Genomic DNA, 18,187 nt, shown 5'->3' with positions numbered 1-18,187 from the left:
GTGCCGCACGAGGCGGCGAGCGCAGGCGCGAGACTGGCGCCCGTGCCGCGGCGGCATGCGGGAAATCACCGACACCAACGTCGCCGGGCGCCAAGGCGTGCAGCCAGGCGCTACCTCGCGCCAGATTATCTTGTCCGCGAGAAACGCCTTACGCGTCGCGCGGATACAGCGGCGGCAGCTCGTCCTTGCCATGCTTGCGCGGCGTATCGCGCCAACGCGGCCCGGCCCAGAACGCCTGGCGCAGCGCGGCGCGCGCGCCGGGCACATCGCCGGCACCGCCCCAGCGCGCGCGTTGCAGGCGCAGCACCGCTTCGCGTTGCGCGGGATCGTCCAGGCGGGTCAGCAGGGCATCGAGGTCGGCGACGCCGGCCTGCGCGCACAGGATCGCGGCGACCTCGTCCAGGCCGCCGGCATCCAGCGCCTTGCGCAGGTCGGGCAGGCCGTAGCGCGCGCGTGGCGCAGCCCCCACCGCAGCCGGCGCAGCGTATGCGCCGGCCGGTGCAGGCGCACCGCGGTTGCGGCCGCGGCGCCAAGCCCACACCAGCGTCGCCAGCCACAGCAGCGCGAACAGCGCGGCGAGCGCCATCCATAGCGGCAACGACCCGCGCCATCCGGACACTGCGTGAGTCGGCGTCACCGCATTGCCGGCCGGCGCCGTGTCCACGCTCGGCGCCGCTGCGCTGGCCGGCGCCGCAGGCGCAGCGGGTGCGGCACGCCCGGGCAGCACCTGCAGGTCCAGATCGGGCAAGCTGGCCTCGCGCGCGCTGCCGGCCGCCACGTCCCACCACGGCACGCGCAGCCCGCTGACCCGCAACGGCCCCGCGGTTTGCGGCACGATCGAGTAGCGCCGGGTGATCTTCAGTTGCGGGCTGCCGTCGACGAACTTCTCATCGAACTGCGGCGGCTCGGCGAACACCTGCGCGCCATCCACACTTGGCGTCGGCAGCTCCGGAAACTGCGCCTGGGTGGCGCCGCGCGCGCTGGCCTCGACCACGATGTCGGCCGCCTCGCCCACCGCCGCACGCTGCGGCGTGGCGGTGTAGCGCAGGCGCAGGTCGTGCAGCGGCAGCCACGGCTGCGGCGCATTGGCCGGTTGCGCGCGCACCTGCAGGGTCTGCGCCGCACTGCGCGCGCTGAGGTCGCCGCCGCGGCCGAAATAATCGTCGAAGAAGCCGCTGGGGCCGCGGCCGCGGAAGCGCGCGCCGGGCAGCGTCAACGGCCCGCTGCGCTCGGGCACCAGCAGGTAGCGGCGCTCGACGATGGTGAACATGCGTCCGTCGATTTCGCGCCGGCTCTGCACATCGTCGCCGATGCGCTGCAGCGCGGCGCCGGCCGGCGGATCCAGATCCAGTTCGCCCGAGGTCAGCGGCACGCCCAGGTACAGCCGCACCACCACGCCCACGCTCTGCTGCACATACGGCTGCGCGTCGTCGGCCACGGTCTGCACGAACACGTCGGCATTGCCGAGTTGCGCCGGATCGCCGGCGCGGGTGCTGCCGGCCGGCGCCGGCGCGGCCGCGGCGACCTGCAGCCGCAGCGGCGCGGTGCGCTCGTTGCCCACCCGCAACGACGGGATGTCGATCGTGCCGGTGTCGCGCGGGGTCAGCGCCACGCCGAACAGCGACTTGGCGATGACCTGGCCGTTGACCATCTGCATCTGCCGGCTGTTGACCTCGTCGCTGAGCGCGAACTGCGCGCGCAGCGGCGCGTACTCCGGCGCCGCCAGGCCCTGGTCGGTCTCGATGTTGAGGGTGACGCTCTCGCCGGCGCCGATGCTGTCGCGGTCCAGCCAGGCACGGGTGGCGGCCGTGGCCGGCAGCGTCAGCGCGGTCAGCAGCAACGCTGCCCACACCGTCAGCAGTGCCGATCGCATCCGCATCGCGGACACGCCCCCGCGCCAGCGGCGTTGCTTGCGTTCGATCATGGTCCTTCCCGCTGCCTGCGTTCGTGTTCGAGCTTGAATTTGGCGCGCAGCAGGTTGCCCGGATCGTCCGGCACCCGCCGCAGCCATGCCTCCACCGCCTGGCGCTGTTCGCGCTGCTGCGGGGTTTCCGCGGCAGCGGCGGCAGCGCGTGCGGCCGCCTCCTTGCCTGCCGCGCCCTGCTGCGCCATCGCCTGTTGCATCTGCTGGCGCTGCGCCGCGTCGGCCTGCTGCTGCGCCTGCGCATCGCCCGGCTTCGGTGGTCCCGGCGGCGACGCATCCTTCTGCTTGGTCCCCGCCTGCGACTGCGCATTCTTCTGCCCTGGCTGGCCTTGCGCATCCGCCGGCGCCGGCGCCTTGGCCTGCGACGGGTCCTGGCCCTTGGGCGCGCCGCCGGCGCCCGATTGCGGCTGGCCCTTCTGGTTCTGCTGCGCTTGGTCCTTGCCCTGCTGTCCCGGCTTGTTCTGCGCGGAGCCGTTTTGCCCGGACTGGCGCTTGCGCGCGGCATCGACTGCGGCGCGGTTGGCGATCGCATCGGGCATCTGCGGATGCTGCCGCAACGCCTTGTCGTAGGCGTCGATCGCCTCGTCGTAGCGGCCCTGGCGGGCCAATGCATTGCCCAGGTTGTACCAGCCCTGGTCGCTGTCGATGCCTTCGAACTGTTGCTGCGCGGCGGCGAAATCGCCCTTGCGGTAGGCCTGCACGCCCGCATCCAGGCGCTGCTGGCGCACCTGGTCGGGACGCCGCCACCAATCGCCGGCGACCGCCTCAGCCGCCGCCGCATGCGCCGGCAGCGGCATCGCCAACGGCAGCAGCAACACCAGCAGCAACGCAGCGCCACCGCGACGGCGGAACGCGAACAGGGCCAGCAGCAATAGCGGCGGCAGCAACCAGTAGCCCTGGTCCAGCCAGACCCGGCCGCTGTGCTCGCCGGCGGCTGTCGCGTCCTGCTGCTGCGCCGGTTGCAGCACGCCCAGGCCGCGCAGATCGGCATCGGTGGGCGTCAGCGCGGCGTAGCGGCCGTTGCCGGCGCTCGCCAGCGCTTGCAGCGAACCGGCATCCAGCTGCGCGTGGCCGACGCCGCCTTGACCGTCGCGATAGGCCGCGCCCTGCGCAGTTCCCACTCCCAGCACCGACACCCGGTAACCCTGCCCGGCCGCGCGCGCCGCGGCCTGCTGCGCCTGCGCGTCGGCCTGGTCGCTGAGCAGCAGGATGTCGCCGCGGGTGAACCCGGCCTGGCGCAGCAGCTGTGCCGCCCAATCGATGGCCAGGTCGCTGCGCTGTCCAGGCGCCGGCATCACCTGCGGCGACAGCGCGTCCAGGAACAGGGCGACGTTGGCCGCGTCGTCGGTCAACGGCGCCACGGTGTAAGGTTCGCCGGCGTAGGCCAGCAACGCGACTTCGCCGCCGGCACGCTCGCGCAGCAGCGTCGCCAGCTTGGCGCGCGCCTGCAGCAATCGCGACGGCGGCAGGTCGCCGGCCTCGATCCGCGGCGACAGATCCAGCGCGATCACCAGCGGCGTGCGCGACTGCCACAGCGGCTGCTGTTCCTGGCGCCAGCTCGGCCCGGACAACGCCACGACCGCGAGCACGTAGCCGAGCGCGGCCAGCCACAACCCGGACAGCGATTGCCGCCCGTCCTCCTTCGCCAGCAGGTGCGGCAGCAGGTGCGCGTCCACCGCGTGCCGCCACACGTTGCTGCGCCGGCGCCGGCGCAGCCAGCTCCAGCCCAGCACCGGCAGCAACGCCAACGCCCACAGCCACTGCGGACGCAGCAGATGCAACGCCTCCAGGAAGCCGAGCACGGCGTTCATTGCCGCCTCCACGGCCACACGAAGGCGATCAGTCCCAGCAGCAGCGCCGCGCCCAGCGGCCACGCATAACGCTCGATCCGCGGGCGCACCGCCGGACCGGCCGAACGCACCGGTTCCAGGCGCTCCAGCTCGGCATAGATCGAGACCAGTTGCTCGGTGTCGCGGGCGCGGAAGAAACGCCCGCCGGTGTCCTGCGCGATCTTGCGCAAGGTGTCCTCGTCGACCTGGTCGTCGCCACCGCCACCGGGCATCGGCAAGCCGAACAGCGAATAGCCGCCGGCACCGCCGAAGGCGATGGTGTAGACGCGAACGTGTTCGGCTTTGGCCAGTTCCGCCGCCTTGCTCGGTTCCAGCACGCCGGCGGTGTTGACGCCATCGGTCAGCACGATCAGCACCCGGTCGCCCTGCGGTTGCTCGCGCAGGCGCTTGACCGACAGCGCGATCGCGTCGCCGAGCGCGGTCTCGCGTCCGGCCAGGCCGACCACGCTGTCGCGCAACTGATCGCGCACCGTCGCCAGGTCGGCGGTCAGCGGGGTCAGCGCATACGCCTGCTGGCCGAATACCAGCAGGCCGATGCGGTCGCCGTCGCGGCGATCGAGGAAGTCGGCCAGCACCGCCTTGGCCGCGGTCAGTCGGTCCACCACGCGTCCGCCCAGGGTCATGTCCGGCTCGCTCATGCTGCCGGACAGATCCACCGCCAGCATCAGTTGCCGCGCCTGCTGCGGCGGCGAGATCGGCTCGCCCAATTGCAGCGGCCGCGCCGCCGCACCGCACAGGCAGAACCAGGCCAGCCATGTCAGCCACAGGCCGACCCGCCACAGGCCGCCGCGCGCAGCTGCAGCCGCCACCGCCTGCAGCTGCGCGCCATACGGCACGCGCAAGGCCGGCGCGTTACCGCGCTGCGCCGGCAGCAGCAGGCGCGCCAGCAGCGGCAACGGCATCGCCAGCCACATCCATGGCCAGGCGAACCCGGCGAGCAGATCGCTGAGGTTTTGCCAGTGCTGCGAGAGCGTGCCCATCGCCATCATGCGCGGCGCCCGCCCATCAGCTCGAGGAAGCGGCGCCGCGCCAGCGGCAGCAGCGCCTGCAGTTGCGCATGCTCCAGGTCGCGCCGATAGCCGCCATCGAGCAGCACGCGGCCGGGTCCCGCAGAGAAGTCCTGGCGCTTGCCGCCGTCGAGGAAGCGCAGCCATGGCTCGCCCTGCAATGCGGCCGCGGACGGGTCGCGCCGCCGCGCCGCACGGCGCAGCAGTTCCGACACCGCGGCCACTTGCGCCGGCGCAGCGCCGCTGCCGAGCGCCGCATCGAACTGGCGCTGCCAGCGGCGCAGGCGCGCGCGCCGCCAGGCCCACAGGCCGAGCGCCACACCCAGCGCCAACAACAGCGCTGCGCCGAGCAGCAACCAGCCCGGCGCCGGCGGCCACCATGGTGGCGCCGGCGGCAGATGCACATCGCGCAACGGCAGCTGTTGCGGCGTCATCGCGGCGCGCTCCCGCCGGGCACCGGCAGCAGCCAGGATTCGCTGGCCGCATCGCTGCGCAGCACGCGCACCTGCACGCCGCGGCCGGGCAGCTCGGCCGCCAGCGTTTCCAGCGGCGCGACGAATTGTTCGTGCCAGCGCTGTTGCGCGCTGGCCGCCTGCAAATCGATTTCCACCCGGCGCCCGCCGGCCCAGAACGGCAGCGCCGCCCGCGGCGGCTGCAGTTCCAGCGCGTCGGCCAACAGCAGCAACACCACATCGTTGTGCAGCGCCAACCCGGCCCAGCGCGCCGCCGGAATCGCATGCGCGCTGGCCGGATCGGCCAGCACCACCAGCCGCGAGCCCGGCCGCAGCAGCTTGGCCGCGTGTTCCAGCGCCACGCCGAGGCCGGCATCGTCCTGCGGCGGTTGCGCGTACCAGCGCGCCAGCGCGTCGAGCACGCGCAACGCGCCGCGCGGCCCGGCCGCCGGCGGTACCGGCGCCTCGCTGCGGCTGCCGCGCAAGGCGGCCAGGCGGTCGCCCTGGCGCTGTGCGGTCCACGCCGCCACCGCCCCCGCACGCGCCGCCTGCACCGACTTGAAGCGCACGCGGGTGCCGAAATACAGCGTCGGTGCGGTATCGGCCACGATCAGGCTGAGCCGCTCGCGCTCGGCCTGGAACAGCTTGGTATGGGTGCGCCCGCTGCGCGCGGTGAGCCGCCAGTCGATGTGGCGCACGTCGTCGCCGGCCACGTATTCGCGCGACTCGGCGTACTCCATGCCGCGACCGCGCAGCGCCGCCGGCGCACTGCCGCTGAGGCCATGGCGCCCGCGCCGCGGCGGCGGCACCCGCGCCACTGCCGCGCGCAGCGCCACCAACTCGGCCAGGGTCGGCCGCACGCCGTCCGCGCCGGTCGCGGCATCGGCGCGTGGCGTCTGCGGAGGCGTCACCTGCACCACCATCGTCGCTTACCCCGCCTGCGCCACGCTGCCGCGCACTGGCTGCACGGCGGCGCGATACGCCGGCGTGCTGAGGCGCTGCGGCCGCGCGGATTCGCCCTGCCGCCCGCTCAAGGCGGCGGCACCTTGTCCAGCAGCGCGGCGACCAGACGATCGCCGTCCCAGCCCTCGGCGGTGGCCTCGTAGCTGGGCAGCACGCGATGGCGCAACACGTCCGGCGCCACCGCACGCACGTCGTCCGGGGTCACGAAATCGCGTCCCGCCAGCCAGGCACGTGCGCGCGCGCAACGCTCCAGCGCGATCGAGCCGCGCGGGCTCGCGCCCCAGGCGATGCGCCGCGCCAATGCCGGGTCGTAGCCGCTGGCGTCGCGCGAGGCCAGCACCAGTTCGATCAGATAGCGCTCCAGCGGCGGCGCCATGTGCAGCGACAGCACCGCACGGCGCGCGGCGAACACGTCGTCCAGTGGCATCCGCGGCGGCGGCGCTTCGCCGTGGTCCAGGGTTTCGCGTGCGCGCTCGCGCGCCAGGCGCAGGATCTCGGCCTCGGCGGCGGCCTCCGGATAGCCGATCCGCACGTGCATCAGGAACCGGTCCAGCTGCGCTTCCGGCAGCGGGAACGTGCCTTCCTGCTCGATCGGGTTCTGCGTCGCCATCACCAGGAACAGCTTCGGCAGCGCATAGGTGTGCCGGCCGACGGTGACCTGGCGCTCGCCCATGGCTTCCAACAACGCCGACTGCACCTTGGCCGGCGCGCGGTTGATCTCGTCGGCGAGCAGGATCGGATGGAAGATCGGCCCGGGCAGGAACTCGAAGCGGCTTTCCTGCGGACGCCATACCTCGGTCCCGGTCAGGTCGGCCGGCAACAGGTCCGGGGTGAACTGGACACGGGCGAAGTCCGCTTCCAGCCGCGCGGCCAGCGCGCGGATCGCGGTGGTCTTGGCCAGGCCCGGCGCGCCTTCGACCAGCAGGTGTCCATCGGCGAGCAGCGCGATCAGCAAGCGCTCCACCAACGCGGACTGGCCGACGATGGTTTCGGACAGGCCGTCGCGCAGGGCAAGGAACGCCGCGTGCAGGCGCTGCTGCTCGGGCGCGACGGGAGTGGGATCGAAGCTGGAGGGCGTGGTGTTCATGTGCCGAGTTTGACCCATCGGCGGTGAAATGGTTCTGCGTCGTGCGCAACAATCGGCCGCAAATTCAGATTTGCCTCATCCGCCGGCACAAACGAGGACGGGAGAAGCAGATGCTTCTCCCGTCTCGATACCAGCACGGCTGGTGTGCCAGTCGCTTAGTCGTTGAGAATCATACATGTAGCGGGGCAGCTGTCCCTTTGAACAAGGGCAGGGCCAAACAAGCCTAAAGTTCTGGTTTCCTGTCAGCCCTCTGGCATCTACAGATTGAAAAGCGACGAAGAAGGGGCCAAACGGCCCCTTCTTTACGTCCTGCCCAAGCGCCATCAGGGGCAAGTCTGAGAAATAGTTGCGGCGCACGTCAAGCCACCGCCATTGGCGGAATACGATCCGTTGCAGCCGAGGCTAACAGTGCCTGCTCCGGTAGCTGTGACCGACTGCCCAACAGGAACAACAACACCAGTAAACCCTGGGGCGATAATTCCACAGGTTGTGCCGAACTCGCCACCAGATGCCTGCGTGCAAGTAACAGTGGATGCATTTTTGATCGGGGCAAAGCCTCTACTTGTTTGACCCGATCTGGCAGTTGCTGTAAGCGATTGAGACGAAGTGCAAACAGTATCCTCGACTTTTGCACTGCAAGTTAGCCCCCCGCCGTTGGCAGCATACACGCCGCTACAATTGAGGACTACGGTGCCAGCGCCGGTTGTGCCGATGGACTGGCCAGCGGTTAACGCGCCTGTCCAACCTGGCGCCTGGATGCTGCATCGGCTGGTGTCCCCTCCGCCCGAGGCCTGGATGCACGTAACTGTAGAGGCTGTTGAAACTGCGGCCGTGCCATTGGTGGAGCCGCCGTTGCGCGCGCTAGCAGTGATGGTCTGAGTGACTGCCCTTGCCGAACCAGCCGCTAGAAGACCAGAGATCAGTATTGCAAGTGAGCAGAAAATTATTTGACTCTTCATCTTTTACTCCCGGGGTGAAAAATCTTCCAATGATTTTTAGATAGAGAGCATGCATGAAGGAAATCCAATGACTGATGCTTAATGATTGGTTCTTCATGAGGACCTACCGCAGCCTCGATAGTGGCGTATACTGCGACTGCGCTCCTGGTCTGTCAATAGGTCTTCGCGGGCAGCAATTACCGTGATAGAGACCTCATTTATACAGATAATTGGAAGCGCGGGAGTTTCTCCAGCATTAGGCCAAGACTTTGGGCGCTGATTTCTCAAGCAAGTGGCGCTCTCCTAGTTACCGACAGAGCGTGCAAAAGAACTTTATGACTCAATCTAAGAGTTGTAAATTCCAGAATGGCTGACATGGGCTACTGCTCCCAGCGACGACGGTCACGGAGGTTAAGTGGGTAAGGGACGCTATTGGGGAGGAGCTGTTGCGGGAGTAATGATACTAACCGGGTTGTACTTCTTCAGGCACAAGGAGGCGCCCTCTCTCGTTGCCGTGTCGAGAAGAGAATCCACCGTTGCCCAAGGCCCGGCGCCCATGCCTTCCCGTAGCGTTCCTACATCTTTAGATCCGGTCAGTCCAAGCGGCTTTGGTGAGCCAACGTCGTCAGGTCGTGGCATTAACATCGCATTGACTCTCAAATTTGAGAGAACTCTGTTGATGGGCGGGAAGATTTCGTACAACCAGGCCGCAAAGATGCTTCAGGGCAAGCATTTCGATAGCTACATGCAGGATGTTCTGTGGCAGTCAGAAAGGGACCTGGAAGCCTCTCACATGACTGAGATTTACGATCAAGCGCTTAAGAATGCTCTAAGCGACGGTGAATCAATATCAATCGACAAATTCGGCTGTGGCTTGAGCATCTGCGTTGGTTCGATCAGAACATACGGTGACGTTGGTAAAGAACAATATCTCCGCTTCCAGCAGGCTCTTTCGCCTGCCGGGGGAACGCCTGCCTATTCGATGATCGAAGTGCCTCTTGGGGAGGATGGCGAAATGGTCGAGCATCGCTTTGTGTTCGCTGCCGATCCACGTATGAACGGCATCGGGGATGGCCCCCGACCCTAGGCCGAATCGACATTCAAGGCAGCCATAGCGGGATCGGGGCGAGGTAGAGGAATGCCAGAAAGTGCGAGGGTTTGCGATCGAATCGGGTTGCGATGCGTCGGAACTGCTTGAGCCTGGCAAAGCAGCGCTCAATGCAATTGCGTTGCCGGTAACGTGTGCGGTCGTAAAACCGTGGCTGCTGGCAACTGCGCGGTGGAATGACCGGCTCTGCGCCTTTTGCCCGGATCAGCTCCACCAATTCCCGACTGTCGTAGCCCTTGTCCGCCAGCACATACCGAGGGCTGAAGCCGGCCAACAACGCCCGGGCCTGGGTGATGTCGTTGCGCTGCCCGCCGGTCAGCACGAAGCGCAGCGGCCGGCCCTGACCATCCGCCGCCAAGTGAATCTTGGTACTCAGACCTCCTCGGGAGCGCCCCAGAGCCGAGTCCAGCTCCCCCCGTTTCCGGTCGCCGCCTGTGCGTGCGCCCGGACGATGCTGCTGTCGATCATCAGGTACTCGTTACTTCGATCCCGGATCAATGCCTGGAAGACCTGTTCCCACACGCCTTTGGCGGCCCAGCGCGTAAATCGCTTATGCACGCTTTTGTAGGCGCCGTAACGTGGCGGCAGGTCGCTCCAGCGCGCGCCAGAGCGCAAGACCCACAGCACCGCATTGACGAACAAGCGATTGTCGCGCGCCGTGCGCCCTGGATCACCGGCTTTGCCCGGGAGCAGATCTTCGATCCGCTCCCACTGGGTTTGACTCAATTCGTAACGGCTGGGACGCCGCGCCTGTTGCTTCTTTTCCATCCACAAAATGTAGCGGATGAATGTCGATTCGGCCTAGGGCGCCGTGCCTGTTGCTTCTTCTCCATTCAAAAAATGTATCGGATGAATGTTGATTCGGCCTAGAGTGTATTACCTGATGCGGCTAGCCAAGAAGCCTTGAGGCTCAGATGGTTGGGACGGCCTCTTCACGCCATGCTCCACACGCTACGCCAGTTATCACCCGAGGCCAGCCAAAACATGTGGTTCATGACGTGAAAAGTGTTGAGAAACCTCAGGCTCCAACCCAAAAACACAAGCCAGAAAAATAGAAAATCCAGAAATCGGTCAACAACTCCCTTTGCCTTAAAATCTCCTTTTGAAATCATTAATTAGAAATTAAGATTTTTTAGCGACTCGCATAACTTTTGGTGTCACGAAGATCAACAGCTCGGCTTTGCTTTTGCTGCGGCCGCGCTTCTTGAACAGATTGCCCAGGAACGGGATGTCGCCCAGGAAGGGCACCTTGGAAATGCTGTTGCGGTCGGTGAACTCGTACACGCCGCCGATCACCACGGTCTGGCCGTCGTCCACCAGCACCGCCGTATTGATTTCGCGGCGGTTGATTTCCGGAACGGTGCCGTAGTCTTTGAGCGTCACGTAATGGTCCACCTCGTCCTTCTTCACGTTCATGTTCAGGAACACGCGGCTGTCATCGGTGATGGTCGGGGTGACCTTCAGCTCCAGCAGCACTTCCTTGAACTGCACGTTCGGCGTCGCCGCCGTGCCGCCGGTACCGCCGGTGATGGTGACGTAGGCGATTTCCTTGCCTTGCTTGATCACCGCCTCGCGCTGATTCGAGGTCACGATGCGCGGATTGGAGATGACTTCGCCACGACCTTCCTCCTGCAGCGCCGACAGCTCCAGATCGAGGTTGAAATTCGACCCAAGCAATGTATAGGCCAAGCCCGGCAGCGTTGCCGGAGTAGTAAAGGTATTGCCACCCAGATCGACATTGAGCCCACGCGTGGCAGAAGTATTGCCACCGGTCGCGCCGCTGCCGATAGTCGCGGTGTTGCCACCATAGGCCTTGGTCCCGCCGATGCCGAACTTGGCGCCCAGATCGCGGGCGAAAGTATCGGTCGCGATGACGATGCGGCCCTCGATCAGCACCTGGTCGATCGGGCGGTCGATGACATTGATCAGCTCACGCATCTGCGCGATCTTCTTCGGGATGTCGCTGATCATCAACGTGTTGGTGCGCTCGTCGGCGACGATGCGCCCGCGCGGCGACAGGAAGCCGTTGTCGGTCTGGCTGCTACCGCCACCGCCACCGCCACCGCCACCACCGGAGCCGCCGCCGATGCCCTTGGCCTCGGTCAGCGCTTTGAAGATCGTGCTGGCGCTGTGGTAGTTGATCTGGATGTAGTCGGTGCTCAGGTCCTCGCGGTTCTCGATCGCGATCCGCGCGTCTTCCTTGTCCTGCTCGAACTTGGCCAGCTCCTGCTGCGGCGCGACCCAGACCACGGCGCCGTCGCGGCGCTTGTCCAGGCCCTTGGCGCGCAGCACGATGTCCAGCGCCTGGTCCCACGGCACGTTGACCAGGCGCAGGGTGACGCTGCCCTGCACGGTGTCGGAGGCGACGATGTTGAGATTGGATTCCTCGGCGATCAGCTGCAGCACGGTGCGCACCGGCACGTCCTGGAAGTTGAACGTCACCGGGCGGCCGCTATAGCCGCGCGCGGCGACCTGCGCCGCCGCCTGGCTGACCGTGGCCGCGCTGACCGCGCCCACCGCCGGCGCCGAGGTCCGCGGCGAAATCTCCACCACGTACTCGTTCCCGGACTGGTAGGCCATCGACTCGAACGCGCCGTTGGTGCTGAGCACCAGCTGCGCGCCGCCGGCGTACGGCTTGGCATCGATGCGCTGCACCGGGGTGGCGAAATCGGTGACGTTGAGCGGATGCTGCAGCTCCGCCGGCAACGCGGCGTTGCCGACATCGACCACCACGTTGTTGCCCTGGGTGCGCAGGTCGGGACTGGCGCCGGCGCCGCTGAAGTGCAGGATCAGCCGCCCCGCATCGCCGTCGCCGCGCTTGAAGTCGATCTTCGACACCGTGAGCTTGGCCGGTGCCTGCGCTGTCGCCTGCGCCGGACCCGCCGCAGGCGTTGCCGCCAGCGCCGCGCCCATCGCGGCCGAACTCCCCAGCAGCGCCGCCAACCCCAATGCGCGTAGCCGCACCGTCGCGTGGCGCCGGATGGGACGCAGGCTCAGGGCTTTGGAAAAAGTCATCGTGCTATCCCCATAATCAATCATTGATCGTCCAGCGCCACGGCGGCCGGACGTTCCAGCCAACCGCCAGCGCCATCCGGCACCAGTTCAATCAAATCGATGCGATCCTCGTGCACCCCGGTCACGCGGCCATCGCTCTGCCCCATGTAGATGCCGGGACGGACCCGATACGTCACCTTGTCCGGCGCCATCACCAGCGCCACCAGGCCCGCGCCGTTGCCCAGCGTGCCGACCATCTTCAGGCCGTCCAGCGGGAACTGCTCCAGCGGCTCCTTGCGCCGGTTCGGATCCGGACGCAGCCCGTTGTTGCCGTCCGGACTCGTCCAGGCGTCGCTGAACGGATCGCGCAGGCCCTGCGCCGCATATTCGAAGGTCTCGAACTGCTGCATCACCGGCAGCGGCTCCAGCGGCTGCGCTGGCCGCGCGCGCACTTCCTTGACCCAGTTCTCCAGGTTCGACGTTTCGCCCGGGCCATTGGTCACGCTACGACCACAACCGCCGAGTAGCGCCACCAGCGCCAGCCCCGCCAAGCACTTGAATGCCCTGGTCCGCCGCTTCATGCGCCACCGCCTTGCTTGGAACCCTTCTTCGCCGCAGCCGCCGCCTTTTCCTGGTCCGCCATCTCCTTGTCGTCGAGATAGCGGTAGGTCTTGACCGTGCCGGACAGCTCCAGCTCGCCGCGCGCGGTGATGCCGACCTTCTTGTCCTTGGGCTTGAGATTGATGTCGTGCATGGTCAGGATCACCACCCGCGGCAGCGACGCCACGCCGCTGACGAAGGCGCCGAACTGGTGATAGCTGCCGACCATGCGCAGCGCGATCGGCTTCTCCGCGTAGAACTCCTTCGGCGACTCCGGGCCCGGCTGGAACAGTTCGTTGGCCAGGCCGCTGGACAACGCTGTCTGCGAGATGTCGATGATCAGGTCCGGCATTTCGGTCTTGCTCGGCAGCTGCCGCAGCATCTGTTGCAGCACCTGCTCCATCTGCGCCAGCTGCTGCCTCAGCGGCTCGAGATTGACCGCACGGCTCTGCTCCTTCTCGAACGAAGCGCGCAGTTCGGTTTCCTTCTGCTCCAACGTTCCCAGCTCGTCGCGCTTGTCGCTGAGCAGCAGGAACCAGGACAGGATCAGGATGAACAGCGTGACCAGCACGCAGAAGCCGATCTTGGCCTGCTGCGGCCAGTTGCCGAGATTGTTGAAGTCCAGGTCTTTTACGTTGAATTTCTTGCTCATGACGCCGGTCCCTGTTGCGCTGGCGTGGCAGCTGGCGTCGTCGGCGCGGCGGCCGGCGGCGCGGGTGCGGTCGGTGCAGCAGGCGCGGGAACGGCAGCGGGTGCCGGCGCGGCGGCGGCGCCCGGAGCCGGAGCTGCGGCAGGCGCGCCTGGCACCGGCGCGGCAGCGTCAGGCATGGCGTCCGCGGCATCGCCCGGCACCGGCAGCTTGACCTTGAGGGTGAACACGTAGGGCAAGGCCTTGGCGTCGACGATCGGCCCCTTGACCTCCTTCTCCTGCGCCTTGGCCTCGATCACCGACAGCTCCGGATTGGTCATCCAGCCCGAGCCCTCGAGGTTACGCATGTAGGCGCTGACCCGCGCATTGGATTGCGAGCGCCCTTCCAGGGTCAGGATGTCGCCTTCCTGCTTGACCGCAGTCAGCACAACGCCGTCGGGGATCGTGCGCACCAGCGAATCGAACAGGTGCACCATCTGCGAGCGCTTGGCCTGCAGTTCCTCGATGACCCGCTTGCGCGCCAGCAGGCGCCGCTTCTGCTCGTCGAGCTTGTCGATTTCCTTGTTCTGCGCCTTGACCTTGTCGATCTCGGTCTGCAGGTAGGCATTGCGCTCGTTCTGCCCGGTGATCTGGCGGTCGTAGTAGAACCAGATCAGCAGCGCCAGCAGCACGCCGGCCAGTGCGGCAAAGCCCAGCATCGCGTAGAACTCGCGCTCGCGCTGCTTGCGCCGCTCCGCCCGCCAGGGCAGCAGATTGATTTTTGCCATCAGTCGAAGCTCCTCAGAGCCAGGCCGGTGGCGATCATCAGCGCCGGTGCGTCCTGGGCCAGCGCATGCGCCTGGACCTTCGGCCCCAGGGTCATCTGCGCCAGCGGGTTGGCGACCACGGTCGCCACACCCAGTTGTTCCTCGACCATCTCCGGCAGCCCGGCCAGCGCCGCGCAACCGCCGGCCAGCACGATATGGTCGACCCGATTGAATTCGCTGCCGGCGTAGAAGAACTGCAGCAGGCGGCTGATCTGCTGCACCGTGGCTTCCTTGAACGGCTCCAGCACCTCGATCTCGTAGCTTTCCGGCAGCCCGCCCTGGCGCTTGGCCATGCCGGCTTCCTCGTAGGTCAGGCCGTAGCGGCGCATCACTTCGTCGGTCAGCTGCTTGCCGCCGAACACCTGTTCGCGGCTGTACAGGCTGCGTCCGCCGCGCAGCACGTTGAGCGTGGTCATGGTGGCGCCGATGTCGACCAGGGCGACGACGCCGTCGGCGGCCACCGGCAGCTCGCTGGCGACCAACGCGAACGCGTTCTCGACCGCGAAGGCCTCCACGTCCATGACCTTGGCGACCAGGCCGCCGAGTTCCAGCGCCGATTGGCGCAGCTCGACGTTCTCCGAGCGCGACGCGGCCAGCAGCACCTGCACCATTTCCGGATTGTTGGGGATGATCCCCAGCACCTCGAAGTCCAGGTTCACTTCGTCGATCGGGTACGGGATGTAGTTGACCGCCTCCAGCTCGACCTGCGCTTCCAACTCGTTCTCGTCGAGCTCGGCCGGCATCGGGATCAGCTTGGTGATCACCGCCGAGCCGGCCACCGCCGCGGCGGCATGCTTGGCGCGGGTGCCGGAACGGGTCACGGCGCGGCGGATCGCCTCGCCCACGGCCTCGACCTCGACGATGTTCTTCTCGACCACGGCGTTGGGCGGCAAGGGTTCCACGGCGTAGTGCTCTACGCGGAACCGGTTGCCGCTACGGGACAGCTGCAACAGCTTGACCGCGGTCGAACTGATGTCGATACCGATCAGCGGTTGCTGACTCTTTGGAATAAGCCCCACGGATTTTCCCCTGCCGACGGGCACTTGGACGGCAATGCTGCGCCCACGCATTAATAACAAATTTTTTGCAAATGGCAACCGCCGCAGACATGTCGCGACCTACGTCACAACGTATCCCATGGCAGCAAACCGGTCGCATCCCCGGAATCGGCCCCAGCCTTTCCCCGGCGTACTCTATACTCTGCGCCCAAGAAATCTGCAATCGGAATCTCTCTCGATGCCCCGTTTTCGTCGTTGGCTGCGCTGGGCGCTGGTCACGTTCGTTGTCCTCGCCCTGATCGGAGCAGCCGCCGCCGGCGGGCTGTATTACGTCGTTTCCTCCAAGCTTCCCGACGTGCAGACGCTGCGTCAGGTGGAGCTGCAGGAGCCCATGTACGTCTATGCCAGCGACGGCAAGCTGATGGCCCTGTTCGGCGAGACCCGGCGCTATCCGATCACCATGAAGGACGTGCCGGAGCGGCTGAAGCAGGCGTTCCTGGCCACCGAGGACGCGCGCTTCTACCAGCACGGCGGGGTCGACTACAAAGGCATCGCCCGCGCGGTATGGCTGCTCGCCACCACCAGCGACAAGCGCGTGCCGGGTGGTTCGACCATCACCCAGCAGGTCGCCCGCCAGTTCTTCCTGAGCTCCGAATACAGCTATACCCGCAAGCTGGCCGAGATCCTGCTGGCGCGCAAGATCGAGGCCGAACTGAGCAAGGACGAGATCTTCGAGCTGTACCTCAACAAGAGCTTCTTCGGTAACCGCGCCTACGGCGTCGCCGCCGCGGCCGAGTACTACTACGGCAAGAAGCTCAACGAACTGAGCCTGGACGAGATGGCCTCGCTGTCCAGCATTCCCAAGTTCCCGTCCAGCGGCAACCCGATCAGCAACCCCGAGCGCGCCAAGCAGCGCCGCGACAACTACGTGCTCAGCCGCATGGCCGCGCTGGGCTTCGTCACCCAGGCCGAGGCCGACGCGGCCAAGGCGGTGCCGATGCATGCGACCCCGCACGAGCGCCCGGTCGAGGTCGAGTCGCCCTACGTGGCCGAGCTGGTGCGCCAGGAAATGATCGCCCGCTTCGGCGGCGACGTGCTCGACAAGGGCTACCACGTCACCACCACCATCGACCCCGAGCTGCAGGCCGCGGCCAACCACGCGGTGCGCCAGGGCCTGGTGATCTACGACCGCCGCCATGGCTGGAATGGCGTGGAGAAGCATTTCGACGTCGCCGCCGATGCCGACGCGGCCGCGCTGGCCAGCCACCTGGCCGGCATTAACGCGCAGGGCGGGATGCTGCCGAGCATCGTCGCCGCCACCGGCAGCGACGGCAGCGCCAGCGTGGTGCTGGCCAACAAGAGCGAACTGGTACTGCCGGTCGCGTCCAGCCGCTGGACCGGGCGCAGCCCCGCCACCTTGCTCAAGCGCGGCGACCTGGTGCGGATCCAGGCCGGCGACAAGCCAGGCGAGTGGGAAGTCACCCAACTGCCGCGCGGGCAGTCGGCGCTGGTCTCGCTGGACGCCAACAACGGCGCGCTGCGCGCCCTGGTCGGCGGCTTCAGCTATGCCGGCAACAAGTTCAACCGCGCCACCCAGGCGCGGCGCCAGCCGGGTTCCAGCTTCAAGCCGTTCCTGTACGCGGCCGCGTTCGAGAAGGGCTTCAATCCGGCCTCGATCGTGCTCGATGCGCCGGTGGTGTTCCGCGACCGCCGCGGCAAGACCTGGTCGCCGCAGAACGACGGCGGCGGCTTCCGTGGCCCGATGCGCCTGCGCGAGGCGCTGGTGCAGTCGCGCAACCTGGTTTCGGTGCGCCTGCTCGACAGCATCGGCGTGGACTTCGCGCGCAAGTACATCAGCCAGTTCGGCTTCCAGGAGGCCGAGCTGCCGCCCAACCTGTCGATGTCGCTGGGCACCGCCTCGCTGACCCCGCTGTCGGTGGCGCGCGGCTATGCGGTGTTCGCCAACGGCGGCTCGCGGGTGGACACCTGGATCATCGACAAGGTCACCGACCGCGACGGCAACGTGCTGTTCCAGGAGCATCCGCCCACCGCCTGCCGCAGCTGCGGCAGCGTCGGCGGTGTCGCCACTCCGGCCAGCCAGGTCGTCGACGGCTTCAACTTCGGCAGTGCGGCGCCGCCGCCGGCACCCAAGCCTGCGGCCACCGCCGCAGCGACCCCGGCCGAGACTGCGCCGGCGACCGATCCCGAGGCCAAGGTGGCGCCGCGCGCGATCGACGAGCGCACCGCCTACCAGTTGGTCTCGATGATGCGCGACGTGGTCCAGCGCGGTACCGGCACGCCGGCCAAGGTACTGGGGCGCGCGGACATTGGCGGCAAGACCGGCTCCACCAACGACCACCGCGACGCCTGGTTCTCCGGCTTCGGCGGCCCGTACGTGACCACCGTGTGGGTCGGCCGCGACGATTTCCGTTCGCTCGGCTACCGCGAGTACGGCGGCAAGGCGGCGCTGCCGATCTGGATCGACTACATGCGCGTGGCGCTGAAGGACAAGCCCATCGCCAGCAACGACCCGCCGGCCGGCATGGTCCAGGCCACGCTCAACGGTGCCACCGAGTGGGTCAAGGTCGAGGACATGGATCGCATCCAGGAGTTCGACTACGGCCTGCAGGACCAGAAGACCGACGACGCGGCGTTCGATATTTTCTGATCGACGTTCGGGACTCGGGACCGGGGACTCGGGACGCGGCGGGTCCCGGTGCCGAGGCGGCGATGGCTGGCGGGATCGCCACGGGGCGGATGCCGCTTCGCCGAGGTCGGTCGAGCGGACTGCAGCGGCTGTCCGGCGCGTCG

The 18,187-nt window shown here is 67.4% G+C and carries 13 protein-coding genes and 1 pseudogene; 2 read left to right on the top strand and 12 right to left on the bottom strand.

Going from position 1 to position 18,187, the window contains the following annotated elements; genetic code table 11:
- Positions 1-148: 148 nt before the first annotated feature.
- The 6 genes from HEP74_RS04680 to HEP74_RS04655 all read right to left on the bottom strand — a co-directional run bounded on the left by HEP74_RS04680 (position 149) and on the right by HEP74_RS04655 (position 7,283).
- Positions 149-1,924, bottom strand: coding sequence for a BatD family protein (locus HEP74_RS04680; protein WP_524540764.1), 1,776 nt, complete (start codon positions 1,922-1,924; stop codon positions 149-151).
- Entirely contained in the window at positions 1,921-3,735 is a 1,815-nt protein-coding gene (locus tag HEP74_RS04675) for a vWA domain-containing protein (protein WP_185815408.1), read from the bottom strand. Before HEP74_RS04675 ends, HEP74_RS04680 begins: the two co-directional genes overlap by 4 nt.
- The gene (locus HEP74_RS04670) at positions 3,732-4,763 is read right to left on the bottom strand and encodes a vWA domain-containing protein (protein ID WP_185815407.1); all 1,032 of its coding nucleotides are present in this window, start codon (positions 4,761-4,763) and stop codon (positions 3,732-3,734) included. The genes HEP74_RS04675 and HEP74_RS04670 overlap by 4 nt, the downstream gene beginning before the upstream one ends.
- Entirely contained in the window at positions 4,760-5,215 is a 456-nt protein-coding gene (locus HEP74_RS04665) for a DUF4381 family protein (protein ID WP_185815406.1), read from the bottom strand. The genes HEP74_RS04670 and HEP74_RS04665 overlap by 4 nt, the downstream gene beginning before the upstream one ends.
- Positions 5,212-6,144: a DUF58 domain-containing protein gene (locus HEP74_RS04660; protein ID WP_255427887.1), complete on the bottom strand. Its 933-nt coding sequence runs from the start codon at positions 6,142-6,144 to the stop codon at positions 5,212-5,214. Before HEP74_RS04660 ends, HEP74_RS04665 begins: the two co-directional genes overlap by 4 nt.
- A 119-nt stretch (positions 6,145-6,263) precedes the next feature.
- Positions 6,264-7,283: an AAA family ATPase gene (locus HEP74_RS04655; protein ID WP_185815404.1), complete on the bottom strand. Its 1,020-nt coding sequence runs from the start codon at positions 7,281-7,283 to the stop codon at positions 6,264-6,266.
- A 1,494-nt stretch (positions 7,284-8,777) separates the two neighbouring features.
- On the opposite strand from HEP74_RS04655, the gene HEP74_RS04650 reads away from it, so the two are divergent.
- Positions 8,778-9,308, top strand: coding sequence for a hypothetical protein (locus tag HEP74_RS04650; RefSeq protein WP_185815403.1), 531 nt, complete (start codon positions 8,778-8,780; stop codon positions 9,306-9,308).
- Between the two features lie 13 nt (positions 9,309-9,321).
- Here the strand turns inward: HEP74_RS04650 and HEP74_RS04645 are convergent.
- The 6 genes and pseudogenes from HEP74_RS04645 to pilM form a co-directional block, all read right to left on the bottom strand.
- A pseudogene (locus HEP74_RS04645) lies at positions 9,322-10,097 on the bottom strand (IS5 family transposase).
- Positions 10,098-10,451: 354 nt separating this feature from the next.
- Positions 10,452-12,344: a type IV pilus secretin PilQ gene (locus HEP74_RS04640; RefSeq protein WP_185815401.1), complete on the bottom strand. Its 1,893-nt coding sequence runs from the start codon at positions 12,342-12,344 to the stop codon at positions 10,452-10,454.
- 20 nt (positions 12,345-12,364) lie between these two features.
- Complete coding sequence (locus HEP74_RS04635; RefSeq protein ID WP_185815400.1) at positions 12,365-12,904, bottom strand: pilus assembly protein PilP; 540 nt, start codon at positions 12,902-12,904, stop codon at positions 12,365-12,367.
- Positions 12,901-13,575, bottom strand: a complete 675-nt coding sequence (gene pilO, locus HEP74_RS04630) for a type IV pilus inner membrane component PilO (RefSeq protein WP_185815399.1) — start codon at positions 13,573-13,575, stop codon at positions 12,901-12,903. The genes HEP74_RS04635 and pilO overlap by 4 nt, the downstream gene beginning before the upstream one ends.
- Positions 13,572-14,339: a PilN domain-containing protein gene (locus HEP74_RS04625; protein WP_185815398.1), complete on the bottom strand. Its 768-nt coding sequence runs from the start codon at positions 14,337-14,339 to the stop codon at positions 13,572-13,574. Before HEP74_RS04625 ends, pilO begins: the two co-directional genes overlap by 4 nt.
- Positions 14,339-15,397, bottom strand: coding sequence for a pilus assembly protein PilM (gene pilM / locus HEP74_RS04620; RefSeq protein WP_343203498.1), 1,059 nt, complete (start codon positions 15,395-15,397; stop codon positions 14,339-14,341). Before pilM ends, HEP74_RS04625 begins: the two co-directional genes overlap by 1 nt.
- A gap of 217 nt (positions 15,398-15,614) precedes the next feature.
- On the opposite strand from pilM, the gene HEP74_RS04615 reads away from it, so the two are divergent.
- On the top strand, positions 15,615-18,044 hold the full coding sequence (locus HEP74_RS04615; protein ID WP_185815396.1) for a penicillin-binding protein 1A: 2,430 nt from the start codon (positions 15,615-15,617) through the stop codon (positions 18,042-18,044).
- Positions 18,045-18,187 lie beyond the last annotated feature (143 nt).

Source organism: Xanthomonas sp. SS, from assembly GCF_014236835.1.
Lineage (GTDB): Bacteria > Pseudomonadota > Gammaproteobacteria > Xanthomonadales > Xanthomonadaceae > Xanthomonas_A.
This window is presented reverse-complemented; position numbering and strand designations above follow the sequence as displayed.